We start from the raw sequence: 18,940 nt of genomic DNA on the forward strand, positions 1-18,940 counted from the left end.
TCAGCCCTGCCGGATGACAAGTCTGCCACCCTGCCGCTGGGCCTCGACCCGGCCGGGCAGGTTGATCGCGCCCTGGCCCCGCCATCCGGTGATGAGCCGGTCCACTTCCTCGATGTGGCGGGCGAAGAGGGAGCCCGCCGGGGAACCGGCGGCCACCACGGCCCGGCGCAGCACGCGGCGGCGGACGGCCGGGGGCAGGGCGTACAGCTTGGCGCACTCCAGCTTGCCGTCCTCGTCCCGTACGCCGGTCTCGGCCTCCGCGGCCCAGGAGTCGAGGGCGTCGGCGTCGTCGCGGGACAGCTGGGCGGTGCGGGCCAGCGCCTCGACGACTCCCTTGCCCAGCGCCTTCTCCAGGGCGGGCAGTCCCTCGTGGCGGAGCCGGGAGCGGGTGTACGCGGGGTCGATGTTGTGCGGGTCGTCCCAGACCGGCAGGGACTGGACCATGCAGGCCTTGCGGGCGGTCTGCCGGTCGATCTGGAGGAAGGGGCGGCGGTAGCGGTGGCTGCGGCCCGGGCCGCCCGAGACCTCCGCCATGCCGGACAGGGAGCGGATGCCGGAGCCGCGGGCGAGGCCCAGCAGGACGGTTTCGGCTTGATCGTCCCGGGTGTGGCCGAGCAGCACGGCGGCGGCGCCCAGGCGGTCTGCGGCCTCGTCCAAGGCGGCGTAGCGGGCGTCGCGCGCCGCGGCCTCGGGTCCGCCGTCGCGCCCGACGCGCACGGAGACGGACTCCACCGGGTCGAGGCGGAGCGCGGTCATGCGGGTGACGACCTCGGCGGCTCGCAGGTCGGAGCCGGCCTGGAGGCCGTGGTCGACGGTGATGCCGCCGGCCCGGATGCCCAGCTTGGGCGCCTCGAAGGCCAGGGCCGAGGCGAGGGCCATGGAGTCGGCGCCGCCGGAGCAGGCGACGAGTACGAGTGGCGGGGTGGCGGCCGCCGCGGCGGGTGTCCCCCCGGACGGGGTCGGGGAGTGGCCGGCTGGACGGTCGGTGAGGTCGGTGAGGACGTCGTGGAGTACGCGGCGGACCGCCAGGCGTATCGCCGCGACCGCAGGATGGGGACCCATGTCCGGTGCCCTTCGGTGGAGTTCGGATGCCTCGAAGGCTGGGGGTGTGGTGCTGGAACGGCTGCTGTTCGGTGCTGTTCGACGCTGCCCGGTGCCCCGGCCCCCGTGAGGAGCCCCCCGCTGGGAGCCCCCGCGAGATGAGGGTTGTCACTCAGAGTGCGTCGATGGTGACAGAACCGAGCCGTTCCCTGAGCATCGCACGCCCTTCCACGCCCCACGGTCCCTCGGACGGGTGACGCTTCTTCCCCCAGTGAGACATGTTTACGCCCCCTGAGTCACTCCCCTTCGCTCCTATTCGCCCTTGCGGTGCACCCGCGCGACCCACTCCGCCGGCTTGGCGATCTCCGCCTTCGTCGGCAGTGTGTTCGGCGAGGTCCAGACCCGGTTGAAGCCGTCCATGCCGACCTGGCCGACGACGGCCCGTACGAAGCGCTCGCCGTCGCGGTACTGGCGCAGCTTGGCATCGAGCCCCAGCAGCTTGCGCAGCGCGGCGTCGAGGCGGCCCGCGCCGCTGGCCCGGCGCTGCTGGAACTTCTCGCGGATCTCGGCGACCGAGGGCACCACGGCGGGGCCCACGCCGTCCATGACGTAGTCGGCGTGGCCCTCCAGCAGGGACATGACGGCGGTCAGGCGTCCGAGCACCTCGCGCTGCTCGGGGGTCTGGACGAGCTCGACCAGGGAGCGGCCCTCGTCGTCCTGCTCGGAGGCGGGGCGGGCGCCGGCGAAGGACTGGGCGGCCTCGCGCAGCCGCTCCAGGATGGTCGCCGGGTCCACCTCGGTGGCGCCGAGGAACGTCTGGATCTCGCCCTCCAGGTGGTCGCGGAGCCAGGGGACGGCCGTGAACTGCGTACGGTGCGTCTCCTCGTGCAGGCAGACCCAGAGCCGGAAGTCGTGCGGGCGCACGTCCAGCTCGCGCTCGACGTGGACGATGTTCGGGGCGACGAGCAGCAGCCGGCCGCCGCCCGGTACCGAGCCCGGCAGATCGCGTCCGGCCGGGGCGAAGGTCTCGTACTGGCCGAGCACGCGGGAGGCCAGGAAGCTGAGCAGCATCCCCAGCTCGACGCCGGTGACCTTGCCGCCGACGGCGCCGAGGACGGCGCCTCCGGGGGCGCCGGCCCGCCGGTCCTGCATCTTGCCGAGCAGCGGGCCGAGGAGCTCGCGGAAGCCGGCCACGTTGGCCCGGACCCAGCCGGCCCGGTCGACGACGAGGACGGGGGTGTCGGGGACGGTGATCCCCTCCGGGATCATCCGGGTGAACTCGCGGACGTGGCGTTCGGAGGTCTTCGCATGCCCGCGCAGCTCCGCCACCACGGCGCGGGCCTCGTCGCGGCTGACCTCGGGACCCGGCCGCACCAGCCGGGTCGCGGTCGCCACCGCGAGATTCCAGTCGACCATCTCGGCACCACCGATGCTCGTCATGCGTCAACGGTACGTGGACCGGCGCCGCGGCGGAGCCCCTCGGAGGCGGTGGGAGGCGGCGGGGAGGCGGCCGAACGAGCGCTAGGAGGCGCGGGCGACGGCCGCCGCGAGCTTGTCCAGCCCCTTCTCGGCGGCCCCGGGGTCGGGGGCGTTCGCGGTCAGGAACGCGAAGGCGAGCAGTCGCCCGGAGGAGTCGACGACCGTCCCGGCGAGGGAGTTCACGCCGGTCAGGGTGCCCGTCTTGGCCCGTACGAGTCCGGCCGCCGGGGAGGTGCCGGCGTTGCGTGCGCGCAGGGTTCCGGTGAAGCCGGCGACGGGCAGTCCGGTGAGCACGGGCCGCAGCTCCGGCCGCTGCGGGTCGGCGGCCTTGGCCAGGAGTCCGGCGAGCAGCCCGGTGCTGATCCTGTCGGCGCGGCCCAGGCCGCTGCCGTCGGCGAAGCGGGAGCCGGCGGTGTCCACGCCGAGGGCGGCGAGCCGGGCGGTGACGGCCTTCTCGGCGCCTTCGAAGCTGGCGGGCTGCCCGGAGGCGAGGGCGGTCTGGCGGGCGAGGACCTCGGCGATGTCGTTGTCGCTGTTGGTCAGCATCCGCTCGACGAGCCCGGCGAGCGGGGTGGAGAGGGTGGTGGCGAGCGGCTGGGCCCCGGCGGGCGCCTTGGCCGGGGCCGGCTCGGCGGTGACCTTGACCCCGCGTTCCCCCAGCAGCGCCGCGAAGGAGCGGGCGGTCTCCTTGGCGGGGTCCTCGACGCGGTCGACGGGCCCGGAGGTGGACTCGTCGGGGCGGCCCTCGTCGGCCGCGAGGGCGGTGACCGGCGCGATGTTGGGGTTCTCGCCGATCGGGTGGCGGGCGGGGCCGGTGAAGAGGGTGTCGTCGTAGCCGAGGCGCACGGAGTCGGTGCCCGCGGCCTTGAGGGCCTGGGCGGTGTCGGCGGCGAGGGCGAGCAGGCTGCCTCCGGACCCGGCGGGGCTCTTCTTCCTGGCGGTGAGGGAGGGGTCCCCGCCGCCGACCAGGACGATCTCCCCGGGGCCGGCTCCGGGGGTCACGGTGGTCCGGATCCGGTGCTCGGGGCCGAGCGCGGAGAGCGCCGCCACCGCGGTGGCGATCTTGGTGGTGGAGGCGGGGGTCATGGGCTCGCGCGCCCCGGACTCGAAGAGCACCCCGCCGGTGGCGGTGTCGATCACGGAGGCCGTACGGACGCTGCCGAGCGCGGGGTCGGCCAGCAGGGGCCGCAGCACCTCGGCCAGCCGCCCGGCGTCGGCGGCCGCGACCCCGCTGCCGGTCGCGCGCGGGGCGCCCGGGCCGATCCCGGAGAGGACCCCGGGGGCGCTGGGCGCGGCCTGCGGCAGGAGCCCGCCGGCGCGGTCGCCGCCGTGATCTGCGCCACCCGTGAGGCCCCGGGAGGCGGCCCTGTCCCGCTCGGCCTTACGCTGGCCGGAGTCCCAAGGACCGGCCGCGGCCACCGCGGCCACCGACAGGGCGAGGCCGGCGACGGCCGACACCGCGATGAGCTGCCACGTCTTGACGTATGGCACCTCGGACCAGCCCCTTTCGCGATCACACATATGCGTGAGGGACACTTAACCACTGCGTCTTGCCGCGAGCATGGCACCCCACCCGGCAGGGCCGGGGGTGCCCGCGTGCAGATGGACCAATTGCAGTCTCGAAGCAATGAAGCTGATCATGGAGGAGCAGGACGTGGAGTTCGACGTCACCATCGAGATCCCCAAGGGTTCGCGGAACAAGTACGAGGTGGACCACGAGACCGGCCGGATCCGTCTGGACCGTCGCCTCTTCACCTCCACCAGCTACCCGGCGGACTACGGCTTCGTCGAGAACACCCTCGGCGAGGACGGCGACCCGCTGGACGCCCTCGTCATCCTGGACGAGCCCACCTTCCCGGGCTGCCTGATCAAGTGCCGCGCGATCGGCATGTTCAACATGACCGACGAGGCGGGCGGCGACGCCAAGCTCCTCTGCGTACCGGCCTCGGACCCGCGCGTGGAGCACCTGCGCGACATCCACCACGTGTCGGAGTTCGACCGCCTGGAGATCCAGCACTTCTTCGAGGTCTACAAGGACCTGGAGCCGGGCAAGTCGGTCGAGGGCGCGAACTGGGTCGGCCGCGCCGAGGCCGAGGCCGAGATCGAGGCCTCCTTCAAGCGCCTTGAGGCCCAGGGCGGCCACCACTGAGTCCTCTGCCCCCGCTGAGTCCGCTCGGCAGGTGACAGGCTCGAACGCGACGGGCGGTACCCCCTTCACCGAGGGGGTGCCGCCCGTTCGTCGTCTGGTTTCGCCGAGGACGAAACGGTTCCGCATACTGATAGCCGGGCTGGTCGGGGACTGGAGGACGTGTGGCGGAGGGCGAGGGATCCGGGGGTACGGAGGACCGGAAGCCGAAATCCGACGAGGCGCGCAGCGCCTTCGCCCCGCCCGCCGGTATCGAGCCCGAACCGGTCGACGAGGACCAGCCGACCTCGGAGTTCGCCGTGCCGGAAGGGGTTCCGGAACCGAACGCCGAGCCCGCGCCCGAGGGCTCCGCCTTCGCTCCCCCGGCCACGTACAGCGCCCAGCACTCCCCGCCCGCCTACACCCCCGGCGCGGGGTTCCCCGTCTCCCTGATGAAGGAATCCCCCTGGCAGGACCGCATGCGCACGATGCTGCGCATGCCGGTCGACGTCCGGCCCGTCCCGGAGGCCGTGCAGAAGCACGCCGAGTCCGGACCCGCCGTGGGCCGCGTGCTCGACCTCACCCTGCGCATCGGCGAGCTGCTGCTCGCGGGCGGCGAGGGCGCCGAGGACGTGGAGGCGGCGATGTTCGCGGTGGCCCGCTCGTACGGGCTCGACCGCTGCGAGCCCACGGTCACCTTCACGCTGCTGTCGATCACCCACCAGCCCTCGCTCGTCGACGACCCGGTCTCGGCGAGCCGGACCGTACGCCGCCGGGGCACCGACTACACCCGGCTGGCCGCCGTCTACCAGCTGGTGGACGACATCAGCGCGCACGAGTTCGAGCTCTCGCTGGAGGAGGCCTACCGGCGCCTCGCCGAGATCCGGCGCAACCGGCACCCGTACCCCTCCTGGGTCCTGACCGCCGCCGCCGGGCTGCTCGCCGGGGCCGCCTCCACCCTGGTCGGCGGTGGCGTGCTCGTGTTCTTCGCTGCCGCGATCGGGGCGATGCTCGGCGACCGGTTCGCCTGGCTGTGCGCCGGGCGCGGGCTGCCGGAGTTCTACCAGTTCGTGGTCGCCGCGATGCCGCCGGCCGCCATCGGCGTGGCCCTGAAGCTGGGCGAGATCGACGTACGCGCCTCCGCGGTCATCACCGGCGGGCTGTTCGCGCTGCTGCCCGGGCGGGCCCTGGTCGCGGCGGTGCAGGACGGTCTGACCGGTTTCTACATCACCGCCTCGGCCCGGCTGCTGGAGGTCATGTACCTCTTCATCGGCATCATCATGGGCGTGCTGGTCGTGCTGTACCTCGGGCTCCAGCTGGGTTCCTCACCGAAGCCGGAGGAGGTCCTCCAGATCACCCAGCGGCCGCTGATCCAGATCGCGGCCTCGATGGTGCTGGTGTTCACGTTCGCGATCCTGCTCCAGCAGGAACGTTCCACCGTGTGGATCGTGACGCTGAACGGCGGGGTCGCCTGGGTGACCTTCGGGGCCCTGCACTACGCGGGCGGGATCCCGCCCGTACCCTCCACGGCCATCGCCGCCGGACTGGTCGGCCTCTTCGGCCAGCTCTTCTCGCGCTACCGCTTCGCCTCGGCCCTGCCGTACACGACGGCGGCCATCGGCCCGCTGCTGCCGGGCTCGGCGACGTACTACGGGCTGCTGCTGATCGCCGAGAACCGGCTGAACGAGGGCCTCGGCTCGCTGGTGAACGCCGCCGCCATCGCCCTGGCCATCGCGATCGGGGTCAACCTGGGGTCGGAGACCTCGCGGCTGTTCATGCGGATCCCGGGCGCCGCGAGCGCCGCCAAGCGGCGCGCGGCCAAGCGGACCCGCGGGTTCTAGCGGGTTCCGGGGATCTAGCGGGTTCCGGGGCCCTTCCCGGTCCTGCCGGGGCTCCGGCCCGTACGCGCGAAAGCCCCGGCGACCCTCTCGGGTCCCGGGGCTTTCGGACGTTGCGGTGACGGGCCGGCGACGGGCCGCCCGTACGGGGCTCAGCGCTTGGCGTGGCGGCCGCTGCGCCGACCCGGGGCCTGCGGGTCCTCGTCTCCCACGCGCTGCCCGCCGGAGGCGGCCTGCGCCTTCTTCTCCTTGCGGGACTTCAGCACCTCGAAGACCACCGGGATGACGGAGATCAGGACGATGCCGATGAAGATCGGCTCGACGTTCTTCTTGATGACCTCGAACTGGCCAAGCTGGTAGCCCAGGACCGTGACGCCCGCGCCCCACAGGACGCCGCCGATGACGTTGAACGTCAGGAAGGTGCGGTACTTCATCGCCGTCGCGCCCGCGACCATCGGCGCGAAGGTGCGGATGATCGGCACGAAGCGCGCGAGCACGATGGCCTTGGGGCCGTGCTTCTCCATGAAGTCGTGCGCCGAGTCGAGGTTCTCGCGCTTGAAGAGCTTGGAGTTCGGCTTGTTGAAGAGCTTGGGGCCGAAGACCTTGCCGATCATGTAACCGACCTGGTCGCCGATGATCGCGGCGACCGAGATCAGGGTGCAGACCAGCCACAGCGGCTGCTTGATGGTGCCGCTCGCGGTGAACAGGCCCGCCGTGAACAGCAGCGAGTCCCCGGGCAGGAAGGCGAAGAGTCCCGACTCCGCGAAAACGATGACCAGGATGCCGATCAGACCGAATTGCCCGATCAGGTAGTCCGGGGACAGCCACTCTGGGCCGAGCGCAAGCGTGTACACGAGTTCCGGGCTCTCCTGGATCGGGGTATCGCGAGTATCGCGGCGGGGCGTCCGAGGGGGGCTTCGGACAGGACTGCGGTTTCAATTATCAACGCACAAGACCCCCTCCCGGTTCCAGGTACCGGGAGGGGGCCGTGCGGGGAACATCCGGAGATCTAGACGCTGCGGACGGCGTTCGCGAGGATCGCGTCCCGTACGAACACCGCCAGGCCGGTCCGGATCTTGTCGTAGTAGGCGGTGAAGCGCTCGTCCGCGACGTACATCTCGCCCAGGCACGTGTGCATCTCGTGCGAGCAGGGGTAGCAGTTGCGGTCGATCCAGCCCCGGTGCTCCTCGGCCACGTCCATGGCCTCCTCGGAGTCCGCGGCCACACCGGATTCCAGCAGCGCGGCGAACCGACGGTTGATCCCGTCCGCCTCGTCCTGGAAGCGCTGCCAGTCCTCCTTGGTGTAGGCGGCCGAGCGGCGCGCGGACTCCTTGTACGCGTCCGTGTCGCCCCAGCGCCGGTGCGCCTCGTCCGCGTACTGGTCGGGGTCGAAGTCCCCGAAGACCTCGAACTTCTCCTCGGGCGTGAGGTTGATGCCCATTCTCTGTGCCTCCATGGCGTGCTCCACGGCCTCGGCCATCTGCTGGAGCCGGGCGATCCGGTCGGACAGGAGGGCGTGCTGCCGGCGCAGGTGCTCCCTCGGGTTCGACTCCGGATCGTCCAGCAGGACCGCGACCTCTTCGAGCGGGAAGCCGAGCTCCCGGTAGAACAGGATCCGCTGCAGCCGGTCGAGATCGGCGTCGTCGTAACGCCGGTGACCCGCGCCGCTGCGGCTGCTCGGGGAGAGCAGGCCGATCTCGTCGTAGTGGTGCAGCGCGCGCACCGTCACTCCGGCGAATCCGGCGACCTGTCCCACGGAGTAGCTCATCTTTTCCGCTCCTCTGGTCGGTACGCCCTTCACTGTGGGTCCTCACGCCACGTGAGGTGCAAGCCCGCCGCGGAAGTAGCGGCCGGCCGGGGCCCGGGAGCCGGCCGGCCCCCGGCCTACCCCATGGCCTTGGTGCCGTCCAGGGACTCCCGGATGACGTCCGCGTGGCCCGCGTGGCGGGCGAACTCCTCGACCAGGTGCAGCAGCATCCAGCGCATCGAGACCTTGGCGTTCTCCGGGAACCACGGCGCCGGCGGCAGCGGGAAGGTCTCGTCCAGGCTCGGCAGCTCCCGTACGAAGGCCGCCAGCTCGGCCGTGACCCCGTCCCAGAAGGCCTGGACCGACTCGATGGACTCGTCCCCGACCAGCCGGAAGGCGTCGGCCCAGGCCTCCGGGCTCTGCTCGGTCTCGCCCGCCCGCCCCTGCGCCAGGCGCAGCCAGGTCAGCTCGACCCCGGCGACGTGCTTGACCAGGCCGGACAGCGACAGCTCGCTGGCGCTCGGCCGGCTCGCGGCCTGCTCCGCGGTCAGCCCCGCCAGCGATTCGCGGATCGCCGTGCGCTGGGATTCGACGAAGAGCAGGAGCGTGCCACGCTCGTCGCCCGGGACCTCTTCGGAGATGTGAGCCATTCCAACCGCCTCTTTCGTGGGTCTTCCCGCTGACAAGGACCACGTTACGAAGGGTTGCGGTCAGTTTCTGTCCTCGATCCGGCCCGGGTGTCGGGCTAGTTTCCGACACCTTCCGGGCGGATCGCCGGCAGCTCCGACTGCGGCTTGGGGAGCAGGGCCTTGGACAGGTCCTGGTTGCCCTTCTCGTCGAGCCCGTACATCGCCTCGTAGATGTTGCGGACCGCCGGCCCCGACGCCCCGGAGCCCGTACCGCCCTGGGAGATGGTCATGACGATCGCGTAGTCCTCGGTGTACGAGGCGAACCAGGAGGTGGTCTGCTTGCCCTGGACCTCGGCCGTACCCGTCTTGGCGTGCATCGGGATCTGCTTCTGCGGCCAGCCGCCGAAGCGCCAGGCCGCGCTGCCCGTGGTGGCCACGGAGGCGAGCGCGCCGTCGATGTCGTCGCGCAGCTCCTCGTCCATCGGCAGCCGCCCCTGCTCCTTCGGCGCGATCTCCTTGACCGAGGTGCCGTCGGCGCTGACGATCGCCTTGCCGATGCTCGGCTGGTGCATCATGCCGCCGTTGGCGATGCCCGCGTAGATCGACGCCATCTGGATCGGGGTGACGAGGGTGTCGCCCTGGCCGATCGAGTAGTTGATCGCGTCGCCCTCGCGCAGCTGGTTGCCCTGGCGGCAGTTCTCGTACGCGATCTTCTCGGCGTACGAGCCGTCCTTCTTGCCGTCCCGGCACCAGGCGGCCTTGTTAGCCTCGAAGAAGTCCTTCTTCCACTGGCGGTCGGGGACCCGGCCGTTCACCTCGTTCGGCAGGTCGATGCCGGTCGCCTTGCCCAGCCCGAACTGGTGGGCCGTCTTGTAGAACCAGTCGCTCGGGTCCTTCTTGGGGTTGATCCCGCCGTCCTTCTTCCACTCCTTGTCCGCGATGCCGTAGTAGACGGTGTCGCAGGAGACTTCGAGGGCCCGGCCGATGGTGATGTCGCCGTAGCCCTGCGATTCGAAGTTGGTGAAGGTCTGGCTGCCGACCGAGTACGAGCTCGGGCAGCCGTACCGCCCGTTGAAGGGGTACCCGGCGTTCACCGCGGCGGTCGAGGAGACCACCTTGAAGATCGAGCCGGGGGCCGCCTGGCCCTGGATCGCCCGGTTGAGCAGCGGGTAGTTGGACTCCTTGTCGGTGAGGGACGCGTAGTCCTTCGCGGAGATGCCGCCGACCCACGCGTTCGGGTCGTAGGTCGGGTTGGAGGCCATCGCGACGATCCGGCCGGTCTTGGCCTCCATCACGACGACCGCGCCCGAGTCCGCCTCGTAGTTCTTGTGCGTGATCTTGTCGTACGTCTTGCGGGCCTCGACCATCGCGTTGTTCAGCTCGCGCTCGGCGACCGCCTGCACCCGCGAGTCGATCGAGGTGACGACGTTGGAGCCGGGCGTCGGCTTGTCGGCCTGCGCCTGCCCGATGACCCGCCCGAGATTGTCCACCTCGTAGCGGGTGACGCCCGCCTTGCCGCGCAGTTCCTTGTCGTACGTGCGCTCCAGACCGGAGCGGCCCACCTGGTCGGAGCGCAGGTACGGGGAGTCGGTCTTCTTGGCCTTGGTGATCTCCGCGTCGGTGACGGGCGAGAGGTAGCCGAGGACCTGCGAGGTGTTGGCACCGTCGGGTCCGGCGTAGCGCCGCAGGGCGGTCGGCTCCGCGGTGATGCCCGGGAACTGCTCGGCGTGCTCCCTTATCTCCAGTACCTGGTCCGTGGTCGCCTCGTCGGTGACGGGGATCGGCTGGTACGGGGAGCCGTTCCAGCACGGCTTGGGCGTTTTGGCGTCGCACAGCCGGACGCCGTTGACCACGTCGTCCGGGTTGAGGCCGAGGACCCCGGCGAGCCGGGTCAGGACGGCCTTGCCCCGGTCCTTCATCTTGGTGAGGTCGGTACGGCTGGCGGAGACGACCATGCGCGTCTCGTTGTCGGCGAGGGGCACCCCGCGGGAGTCCAGGATCGAGCCGCGCACGGCGGGCTGGACGACCTGCTGGGTGTGGTTGTTCTTCGCCTCGTCGGTGTACTCCTGGCCGTTGCGCACCTGGAGGTACCAGAGGCGCCCGCCCAGCGTGAGCAGCAGGGAGAAGACGACCACCTGGATGACGACCAGGCGGTTCTGGACCCGGGGCGTGCGCCCCGTCTCCGGAATGTTGCTCAACTCAGGTCTCCCCCGGAACGCGGCCCGCCTCTGACTCGCCCGAGTCTAGAACGACGTCAGAACGGGAAGGTGGTGCGCCCGTGCTGGACCGAGATCCACTTCTGGGTGGTGAAGGCCTCGATCGTGGCGTCGCCGTTCAGCCGGCCCAGCCCCGAGGCCTTCTCCCCGCCGAACGCGGCGAGGGGCTCGTCCCCGATCGTCGAGTCGTTGACGTGGATCATCCCGGTCTCGATCCGCTGCGCGAACCGCACGCCGCGCTCCACGTCCCGGGTGTGGACGGCGCCGCTGAGCCCGTAGGGGGTCGCGTTGGTCAGGCGTACGGCCTCGTCCTCGCCGTCGAAGACCACCAGCAGGGCCACCGGGCCGAAGATCTCCTGGCCGAGCAGCGGGGAGTCCTCGGGGAGGCCGGCCAGGACGGTCGGTTCGACCAGGTTGCCGCGCGTAGATCCGCGGACGAGGGCCTTCGCCCCCGATTCGACGGCCTGGTCGACGAGCGCGGTCAGCGCGTCGGCCTGGAAGGAGTTGATCAGCGGGCCGATGTGGGTGTCGGCGTCGTGCGGGTCGCCGGTCTTCAGGCCCCGCACGCGGGTGGTGAACTTCTCGGTGAACTCCTCGGCGACCGAGGCGTCCACGAGGATGCGGTTGGCGGCCATGCAGACCTGGCCCTGGTACACGAAGCGGCTGAACACGGCGGCGTCCACCGCGTAGTCGAGGTCGGCGTCGTCGAGGACGACGAGCGCGCTGTTGCCGCTGAGCTCCAGGACGGTCCGCTTGAAGTGGCGGGCGGCGACCGAGCCCACGTGCCGGCCGACCCGGTCGGACCCGGCGAAGGAGATGACCTTCGGGACGGGGTGGGTCAGGAGCGCGTCGCCTATCTCGGCGATGTCGGTGACCAGCACGTTGAGGAGTCCGGCCGGCAGGCCCGCGTCCTCGAAGACCTTGGCGATGACCCCGCCGCCGACCACGGGTGCGTTCTGGTTCGGCTTGATCACCACCGCGTTGCCCAGCGCCAGGGCCGGGGCGACCGACTTCATGGTGACCAGGAACGGGAAGTTGAAGGGGCTGATCACGGTGACGACGCCGACCGGGAGCCGCTGGACCCGGTTCTCCTTGCCGTCGACCGGGGAGGCGAGGATCCGGCCCTCGGGGCGGATGGCCAGCTGGATCGACTCGCGGATGAACTCCTTGGCGAGGTGGACCTCGTACTCGGCCTTGGGACGGGTCCCGCCGAGCTCGTCGATCATCGCCTCGATGATCTCCTTCTCGCGCTCCTCGGTGATGCGCAGGGCGCGTTCCAGGACGGCGCGTCTGGCGTACGGGCTGGTGGCGGCCCACTCTCTCTGGGCGCGCTCGGCGCCGCGGTAGGCCTGGTCCACCTGCTCGACGGTGGCCACGGTGATGGCCGCGAGCTTCTCCCCGTTGTACGGGTTGACGTCGATGATGTCCCACGAACCGGTGCCGGCCAGCCATTCGCCGTCGATGTACTGGTGAGCCAGGTCGTCGAATATGGACATGCCATCCCTTACTGCGAGCGCGCACCCGTGCGCTGCACCGGAGACCGATCGGTCATCATGCACTGATCAGACGTCATACTACGTGCGAATCAAGACAGTTGGAGCAGACCGCGGAGAAGATCCCGCGTCCGGTCGGGGTCGGGGCAGTCGGCCTGGAGCCGCTCCATGGCCCGTTCGTACTGCCCCACTTCCTCGTCCTTGTCCAGGTAGAGGGCGCTGGTGAGCTGTTCCAGATAGACGATGTCCTGGAGATCGGACTCCGGGAAGCGCAGCAGGGTGAAGGCTCCGCTCTCGCCCGCGTGGCCGCCGAAGGAGAAGGGCATCACCTGGAGCTGCACGTTGGGCCGCTGGGAGACCTCGATGAGGTGCTCCAGCTGGCCGCGCATGACGTCGCGGTCGCCGTACGGGCGGCGCAGCGCGGCCTCGTCGAGGACGGCGTGGAAGACGGGCGCGGTCTCGGAGACGAGCACCTTCTGGCGCTCCAGGCGCAGCGCGACGCGCCGGTCGATCTCGGCCTTGGTGGCGCCGGGCATGCCGCGGCTGACGACGGCCTGGGCGTACGCCTCGGTCTGCAACAGGCCGTGGACGAACTGGACTTCGTAGATCCGGATGAGCGAGGCCGCGCCCTCCAGGCCGATGTACGTCTGGAACCACCCGGGCAGCACGTCGCCGTAGCTGTGCCACCAGCCGGCCGCGTTCGCCTCGCGGACGAGTCCCAGCAGGGATTCCCGCTCCGCGCCGTCCGTGACTCCGTAGAGCGTGAGGAGGTCCTCCACGTCCCTTGCCTTGAAGCTCACCCTTCCCAACTCCAAGCGGCTGATCTTCGATTCGGATGCGCGGATCGAGTAGCCGGCCGCCTCACGGGTGATGCCGCGGGATTCTCGGAGTCGCCTGAGCTGAGAGCCCAGGAGGATGCGGCGCACCACAGAACCGCTTGCTTCTGCGGTCACTAGTCCAGCCCTCCCCATCGCCATGTGTACGCGTGGTCTGCGCGTGATGTGCGTCGCCGGGGCCCCCGAACCCCAGGCCCCGCAGTCTGCCACCAAAACGCATCGGTCCGTACTCGTTCTGTAACGGAATCCCGCCTGCCGCAAAAGAAGTCCGTAAGTATGCGTAGGAAGAAATGAGCAAGAACCATCACGGGAGTGGACAGGTCCGGCGCGTGCACGTGCATCTGCCCTTGCATCCAGCTTCTGCATTCGGAACGATGGTGCCGCGCACCTGCGTGCTCTTTCGCGCCGGCGCCGGACCCACCCCGCAGTTCTTTCTGGACGGAGCGCGCCGCTCCGCCCGCGAATCCCGGGAGTGCCTCGCATGGGGACGAATGGATCGACCATGCTCGAGCCGTTACGGCAGGGGCTGCCCCCGGTCGACCCCACGGCTGTCTCCGGGTCCGCTTCCTGCGCTCTGCCCGCACGCTTCGAGGCGGTGCGGGGCGCCCGTTCCTTCACCCGGTCGACCTTGTCGCAGTGGGGCCTCGACGAGCGCTTCGACGACGTGGCCCTCGTGGTCTCCGAACTCGTCACGAACGCGCTGCGCCACGCCCTGCCGGGGGACGCCGGGGCGGGCGGCGGCACGGGAACGGCGTCGGGGGCGGGCGCGGGACCGGGCTTGGGTGCGGGGCCGGGCGCGGGATCGGGCGCGGGATCGGGCTCGGGCACGGGCACGGGCTCGGGCGAGCCGGAACCGACGGTACGGCTGCACCTGATGCGGTGGAGCACCCGCCTGGTGTGCGCGGTACGGGATCCCAGCGAGGACCGGCCCGGCGGGTCGTTCGCGCCGGAGCGAACCCAGGAGAACTGCGACCTGGAGTCGGGGCGCGGGCTGTTCCTCGTGGACGCCTACAGCGACAGCTGGGGCTGGCATCCGCTCGCGGGCCGGCTGACCGGCAAGGTGGTCTGGGCGCTGTTCATGCTGCACGAGTAGGGCGGCGGGGGCCCGGGGACACCAGCGGAACCGTCCACGAATGACGAAAACTGGCCGGGGTTGATCATTGCGATCAGTCCCGGCCAGTGCACGTGCATGGCTTGATCAGCGCGCTGTTCCTCCGGCCGTCCCTACCGGCCGATCAGGCGATCAGGTGGTCGAACTCGCCGTCCTTGACGCCCAGCAGCAGCGCCTCTATCTCGGCCGGCGTGTAGACGAGCGCCGGCCCGTCCGGGAAGCGCGAGTTGCGCACGGCGACAGCGCCACCCGGCAGCTTGGCGAACTCCACACAGGAACCTTGCGAGTTGCTGTGTCTGCTCTTCTGCCAGGTCACTCCGTCGAGTTCTGCAGCTGCCATCCCGTTGTACGCGTGGTCCACAGGAAGCCCCCGATAGTGCAGATGTCAACTGCACCGGATCATAGCTGTGTTCATAAGCGCCTGCATGGGCAGATGCACGTGCACGCGGAGGGTGCCGCCCTGATCACTGTCAGGGAAGAACTCGGGTGGATCAGGGGCGAATCAGACCCTTATAAAGCCTGGATCAAGCTCCGACCAGGGCCGGGCACCGAACCGCCCTTCAGGTCTTCTTCAGATTTGTCCGTACGCGAACGGCCCTGTTCGATGGTCGGGACCGCACCGGAATTCCCGTCACCCGTAGGGGGAACGCGCATGCTCCGCAATGCCCTTGAGCCCTGGCACCTGATCCTGCTCCTCGTGGTCTGCGTGCTGGTCTTCGGCTCGAAGAAACTGCCCGACATGGCCCGCTCGGTGGGCCGGTCGATGCGCATCCTGAAATCGGAGACGCAGGCCCTGCGCGGCGAGGGCGACGCGGGACGGCAGTGACAGCAGAGATAGCAGAGGCGGCTGTGACTACGGGGACGACGGGGACGCCAGGGCTGGACGCGCCCTAACGCGGAAGGGGCGGCCGCCTGGTGGCCATGTGGGCCCGGTCGGCGGCGGCGGTGCCGTCCTCCCAGCCCGCGTGGTCGGTGGCACCGCGCAGCCGGGTGGTGGTGGTCCGGGGGAACATCTCCTCGGCACGGGAGGTGACGGCGACGTCGCGGGCCACCAGCGCGGGCAGGTTGTCGGGGGCCTCGGCTGCGGTGTGCTCGGCGGTCTCGGCGAGACGCTGGCCGAGGCGGCTGGCGTACGCGAGCAGGAAGGACTGCCGGAAGGTCTTGGTCCGCTTGCGCCCGCCGGAACGCTGGGCGGCCTCGGCGCGGGTCATGGCGGCCGTGCCCTGCACGAGCAGCGACGTGTAGAGGAGCTCGACCGCCTCCAGGTCGCTCTCGAACCCCACCACGGTGGAGAACTCGAAGGCGCTGTTCCACACGGCCCGGCACCGGTTGGCGGTGGCGACGGCGTCCAGCAGCACGGCCTTGGCCTCCTCGTACGGGGCCTCGACCCCGATCCGGCAGGCGGCGGGCACCTGGGCGGGCCCCTTGCCGCTCGCCGCGAGCAGCGCCTCGTCGACGGTGTGCCGGGCCATCAGCTCCTGCGCCTTGGCGCTGAGCGCCTCCGCCTCCTCCGGGAAGTTGGTCGCCTCGGCCTTGGCGAGCAGGGCCCGGATGCGGCCGAGCATGCGGGGCTCGATGTGCGCGTGCTCCAGGGCATCGCCGACGGGGTCCCCGGGCAGCGGCCCGACGGCCTCGACGGAAGGCAGCCGGATCAGCAGCCGGAACACTTCGAGCACGGCCGTGGCGAGGCTGAACCGGTCGCTCTTCTCTCGCCGCACGAGGGCTTCCCCGTAGGCCCCGTCCTCTTCCCACCACACCTCGGCGTCGGTCCACCGTTCGGGCAGCCGGGCGTACCGGCGCGCCTCGGCGGCGATCAGGTCCCGGGTGATCCGCACATGCCGTTCGCCGAGATCCCGCCCGACCAGGCGGAGCACGTCGGCGGGCTGCCACCCCCGCTCCCAGGCCTGCCGTACGTACGCCTCCCCGCGCCCGAGCAGCTCCCGCCCGACCCCGCCCCACTGCCGGCCGTCCCCGACGAGCACCGAAGCCCCGGCGTCCAGCCCGGCATCGCCCTCGCCGTACAGCGCGGCCTCACAGGCCCGATCGACAATCTCTCTCACCACCCCAGCTTGTCACGCCCCCACCCACCCCCTCAGCCCACCCGATCGCCGACCCGGCAAGGCACAGAACCCGGGCCCCGCCCCCTCCCACCCCACCCGCCGACGGTTCCGGGCGGCCCCTGGCCCCGTCCAGCCCCGCCGAAGCCTGAGCCCCAGGCGCCCGAGACCGCAGCCCCCAACGGCGCCGGGGCCGAAGCCCCCAACCGCGCCCGGGGCCAGAGCCCCCAACCGCGCCCGGAGCCAGAGCCCCCCACCGCGCCCGGAGCCGAGGCCCCCAACGAGGCCCGGGGCCGGAGTCCCCAACGGCGCCCAGGGCCGAAGCCCCCAACGGAGCCCGGAGCCGAAGCCCCCAACGGGGCCGGGGGCGGAGCCCTTGACGGGGCCCAGGGCCGGAGTCCCCAACGCGGCTCGGAGCCGGAGCCCCAACGGGGCCCAGGGCCGAAGTCCCCGACGGGGCTCGGAGCCGAAGCCCCCAACGGGTCCGGGCGGAGCCCGGTGAACGGGAGAAGGGCGGGGCGGGGAGAAGGCACCGCGCAGCGGATCCGACACCCACCCGCCCCGCGGCCTCGGCACACCCCACTGTCAGCCCCCGGTGGGACACTCGCACCCATGAGCGACCGCACCCCCCACTGGGCCCTGGCCGAAGCCCCCGACGGCCTCTGGCACGCGGCGCCGCTCACCCCCGCCACCCCCACCGGCCCCCGCACCGGCACCGCCACCGGCACCGGCCCCGACGCCCCCGCCACCACCACCCCCCTCACCCCCCTCACCTTCAAAGACCCCGCCGAAGCGATCCGCTCCGCCCCCGCCCCCACCCGCTGGATCTGGCGCAGCACGGCCGCCGTCTATCCCCGCCTGCTCGCCGCAGGCGCCCGCGTGGAGCGCTGCCACGACATCGAAGACACCGAGCTCCTCCTCCTCGCCCACGAAGGCCGCTCCGGCGAACCCCGCTCGGCCGCCGCCGCCTGGGCCCGCCTCACCGGCGCCCCCGTACCCCCCGACCCCCCGCAGCCGCACCGCACCACCACCCCCACCGCCCAGGACTCCCTCTTCGACCCCCGGCCCGCCTCCGTCCCCCTCCCCCTCGACGCCCTCGTCGCCATCCACCGCGACCAGGCGAAGCGCACCGACGCCACCGCCCACCCCGACCGCATGCGCCTGCTCACCACCTCCGAGTCGGCCGCCTTCCTCGTCGCCGCCGAAATGCAGCGCGCCGGCCTCCCCTGGCGCGCCGACGTCCACCGCGCCCTGCTCACCGAGCTCCTCGGCGAGCGCTACGCCGGCGGCGGCGAACCCCGCCGCCTCGCCGAGCTGGCCGAGGAGGTCTCCGCCGCGTTCGGCCGCCGCGTACGCCCCGACCTGCCCGCCGACGTCATCAAGGCCTTCGCCGAGGCCGGGATCCGGCTCAAGTCCACCCGCCGCTGGGAGATCCAGGAGCTCGACCACCCCGCCGTCGAGCCCCTCATCGCGTACAAGAAGCTGTACCGGATCTACACGGCCCACGGCTGGAGCTGGCTCCAGGACTGGGTGCGCGACGGCCGCTTCCGCGCCGAGTTCGTCCCCGGCGGCACCCTCACCGGCCGCTGGGTCACCAACGGCGGCGGCGCCCTCCAGATCCCGAAGGTGATCCGCAGGGCCGTCGTCGCCGACCCCGGCTGGCGGCTCGTCGTCGCCGACGCCGACCAGATGGAGCCCCGCGTCCTGGCCGCGATCTCCCGCGACCCCGCCTTCATGGAGGTCGCCGGGCGCCCCGAGGACCTCTACACGGCCATCTCCCGCCAGGGCTTCTCCGGCGACCGGGACATGGCCAAACTGGCCGTGCTCGGCGCCGTGTACGGGCAGACCTCCGGCGACGGCCTGAAGAACCTGGCCGCGCTGCGCCGCCGCTTCCCGCAGGCCGTGGCGTACGTGGACGACGCCGCCAGAGCCGGCGAGGAGGGCCGCCTCGTACGGACCTGGCTCGGCCGGACCTGCCCGCCGCCGGTCGGCGCCGACGAGGACGGCGAAGCCGGCATCCCACAGGACCGGGAGGACGGCTGGACGCCGAGCTACGCCTCCACCAACACCCGGGCCCGCGGCCGGTTCACCCGTAACTTCGTCGTCCAGGGCAGCGCCGCCGACTGGGCCCTGCTGCTCCTCGCGGCCCTCCGCCAGGCCATCGCGGCCGCCGGGATGCGGGCCGAGCTGGTGTTCTTCCAGCACGACGAGGTGATCGTGCACTGCCCGGCCGAGGAGGCCGAAGCGGTCGCCGAGGCGATCCGTACCGCCGGCGACCGCGCCGGCCGCATCGCCTTCGGCGACACCCCGGTCCGCTTCCCCTTCACGACGGCGATCGTGGAGTGCTACGCGGACGCCAAATGAACGG

General features: G+C 71.7%; 15 protein-coding genes and 1 pseudogene. 5 read left to right on the top strand and 11 right to left on the bottom strand.

The window, feature by feature from the left end:
* From tilS to dacB, 3 genes are all read right to left on the bottom strand, one after another.
* Positions 1-1,062, bottom strand: coding sequence for a tRNA lysidine(34) synthetase TilS (gene tilS, locus CP980_RS15390; protein ID WP_123513272.1), 1,062 nt, complete (start codon positions 1,060-1,062; stop codon positions 1-3).
* A 291-nt stretch (positions 1,063-1,353) separates the two neighbouring features.
* Positions 1,354-2,481 (bottom strand): zinc-dependent metalloprotease, encoded by a 1,128-nt coding sequence (locus CP980_RS15395; protein ID WP_150528390.1) that lies wholly within the window; start codon positions 2,479-2,481, stop codon positions 1,354-1,356.
* Between the two features lie 81 nt (positions 2,482-2,562).
* Positions 2,563-4,011: a D-alanyl-D-alanine carboxypeptidase/D-alanyl-D-alanine-endopeptidase gene (gene dacB, locus CP980_RS15400; protein WP_483028303.1), complete on the bottom strand. Its 1,449-nt coding sequence runs from the start codon at positions 4,009-4,011 to the stop codon at positions 2,563-2,565.
* Between the two features lie 163 nt (positions 4,012-4,174).
* Between dacB and CP980_RS15405 the strand changes: the two genes are divergently transcribed.
* Positions 4,175-4,669, top strand: a complete 495-nt coding sequence (locus CP980_RS15405; protein ID WP_007264878.1) for an inorganic diphosphatase — start codon at positions 4,175-4,177, stop codon at positions 4,667-4,669.
* A gap of 161 nt (positions 4,670-4,830) precedes the next feature.
* Positions 4,831-6,486 (top strand): threonine/serine exporter family protein, encoded by a 1,656-nt coding sequence (locus tag CP980_RS15410; protein WP_132758451.1) that lies wholly within the window; start codon positions 4,831-4,833, stop codon positions 6,484-6,486.
* A 149-nt stretch (positions 6,487-6,635) separates the two neighbouring features.
* Here CP980_RS15410 and CP980_RS15415 read toward each other — a convergent pair whose 3' ends face one another.
* From CP980_RS15415 to CP980_RS15440, 6 genes and pseudogenes are all read right to left on the bottom strand, one after another.
* Positions 6,636-7,337 (bottom strand): DedA family protein, encoded by a 702-nt coding sequence (locus tag CP980_RS15415; protein WP_099890188.1) that lies wholly within the window; start codon positions 7,335-7,337, stop codon positions 6,636-6,638.
* A 155-nt stretch (positions 7,338-7,492) separates the two neighbouring features.
* Positions 7,493-8,251 carry a MerR family transcriptional regulator gene (locus tag CP980_RS15420; protein WP_150528392.1) on the bottom strand — a complete coding sequence of 253 codons (759 nt, stop codon included), beginning with the start codon at positions 8,249-8,251 and terminating at the stop codon, positions 7,493-7,495.
* A 116-nt stretch (positions 8,252-8,367) separates the two neighbouring features.
* A complete protein-coding gene (locus tag CP980_RS15425; RefSeq protein ID WP_132758446.1) occupies positions 8,368-8,880 on the bottom strand; it encodes a DinB family protein in 513 nt (170 codons plus the stop codon).
* A gap of 107 nt (positions 8,881-8,987) precedes the next feature.
* Positions 8,988-11,057 (bottom strand): annotated as a pseudogene (gene mrdA / locus CP980_RS15430) (penicillin-binding protein 2); the annotation flags it as partial.
* 56 nt (positions 11,058-11,113) lie between these two features.
* On the bottom strand, positions 11,114-12,571 hold the full coding sequence (locus CP980_RS15435) for an aldehyde dehydrogenase family protein (protein ID WP_099890192.1): 1,458 nt from the start codon (positions 12,569-12,571) through the stop codon (positions 11,114-11,116).
* Positions 12,572-12,660: 89 nt separating this feature from the next.
* Positions 12,661-13,539: a helix-turn-helix domain-containing protein gene (locus CP980_RS15440; protein ID WP_180291048.1), complete on the bottom strand. Its 879-nt coding sequence runs from the start codon at positions 13,537-13,539 to the stop codon at positions 12,661-12,663.
* Positions 13,540-13,906: 367 nt separating this feature from the next.
* Here CP980_RS15440 and CP980_RS35910 point away from each other — a divergent pair, with 367 nt between their 5' ends.
* On the top strand, positions 13,907-14,497 hold the full coding sequence (locus CP980_RS35910; RefSeq protein ID WP_373312991.1) for an ATP-binding protein: 591 nt from the start codon (positions 13,907-13,909) through the stop codon (positions 14,495-14,497).
* Positions 14,498-14,639: 142 nt separating this feature from the next.
* Here the strand turns inward: CP980_RS35910 and CP980_RS15455 are convergent, their stop codons facing one another.
* Positions 14,640-14,876: a DUF397 domain-containing protein gene (locus CP980_RS15455; protein WP_030158576.1), complete on the bottom strand. Its 237-nt coding sequence runs from the start codon at positions 14,874-14,876 to the stop codon at positions 14,640-14,642.
* 291 nt (positions 14,877-15,167) lie between these two features.
* Here CP980_RS15455 and tatA point away from each other — a divergent pair, with 291 nt between their 5' ends.
* Positions 15,168-15,341 (top strand): Sec-independent protein translocase subunit TatA, encoded by a 174-nt coding sequence (gene tatA, locus CP980_RS15460; protein ID WP_099890195.1) that lies wholly within the window; start codon positions 15,168-15,170, stop codon positions 15,339-15,341.
* Positions 15,342-15,405: 64 nt separating this feature from the next.
* Here the strand turns inward: tatA and CP980_RS15465 are convergent, their stop codons facing one another.
* Positions 15,406-16,575 carry a DUF2786 domain-containing protein gene (locus CP980_RS15465; RefSeq protein WP_150528394.1) on the bottom strand — a complete coding sequence of 390 codons (1,170 nt, stop codon included), beginning with the start codon at positions 16,573-16,575 and terminating at the stop codon, positions 15,406-15,408.
* A gap of 609 nt (positions 16,576-17,184) precedes the next feature.
* Between CP980_RS15465 and CP980_RS15470 the strand changes: the two genes are divergently transcribed.
* Positions 17,185-18,936 (top strand): bifunctional 3'-5' exonuclease/DNA polymerase, encoded by a 1,752-nt coding sequence (locus tag CP980_RS15470; protein ID WP_150528395.1) that lies wholly within the window; start codon positions 17,185-17,187, stop codon positions 18,934-18,936.
* Positions 18,937-18,940 lie beyond the last annotated feature (4 nt).

It is taken from the genome of Streptomyces vinaceus (assembly GCF_008704935.1).
Lineage (GTDB): Bacteria > Actinomycetota > Actinomycetes > Streptomycetales > Streptomycetaceae > Streptomyces > Streptomyces vinaceus.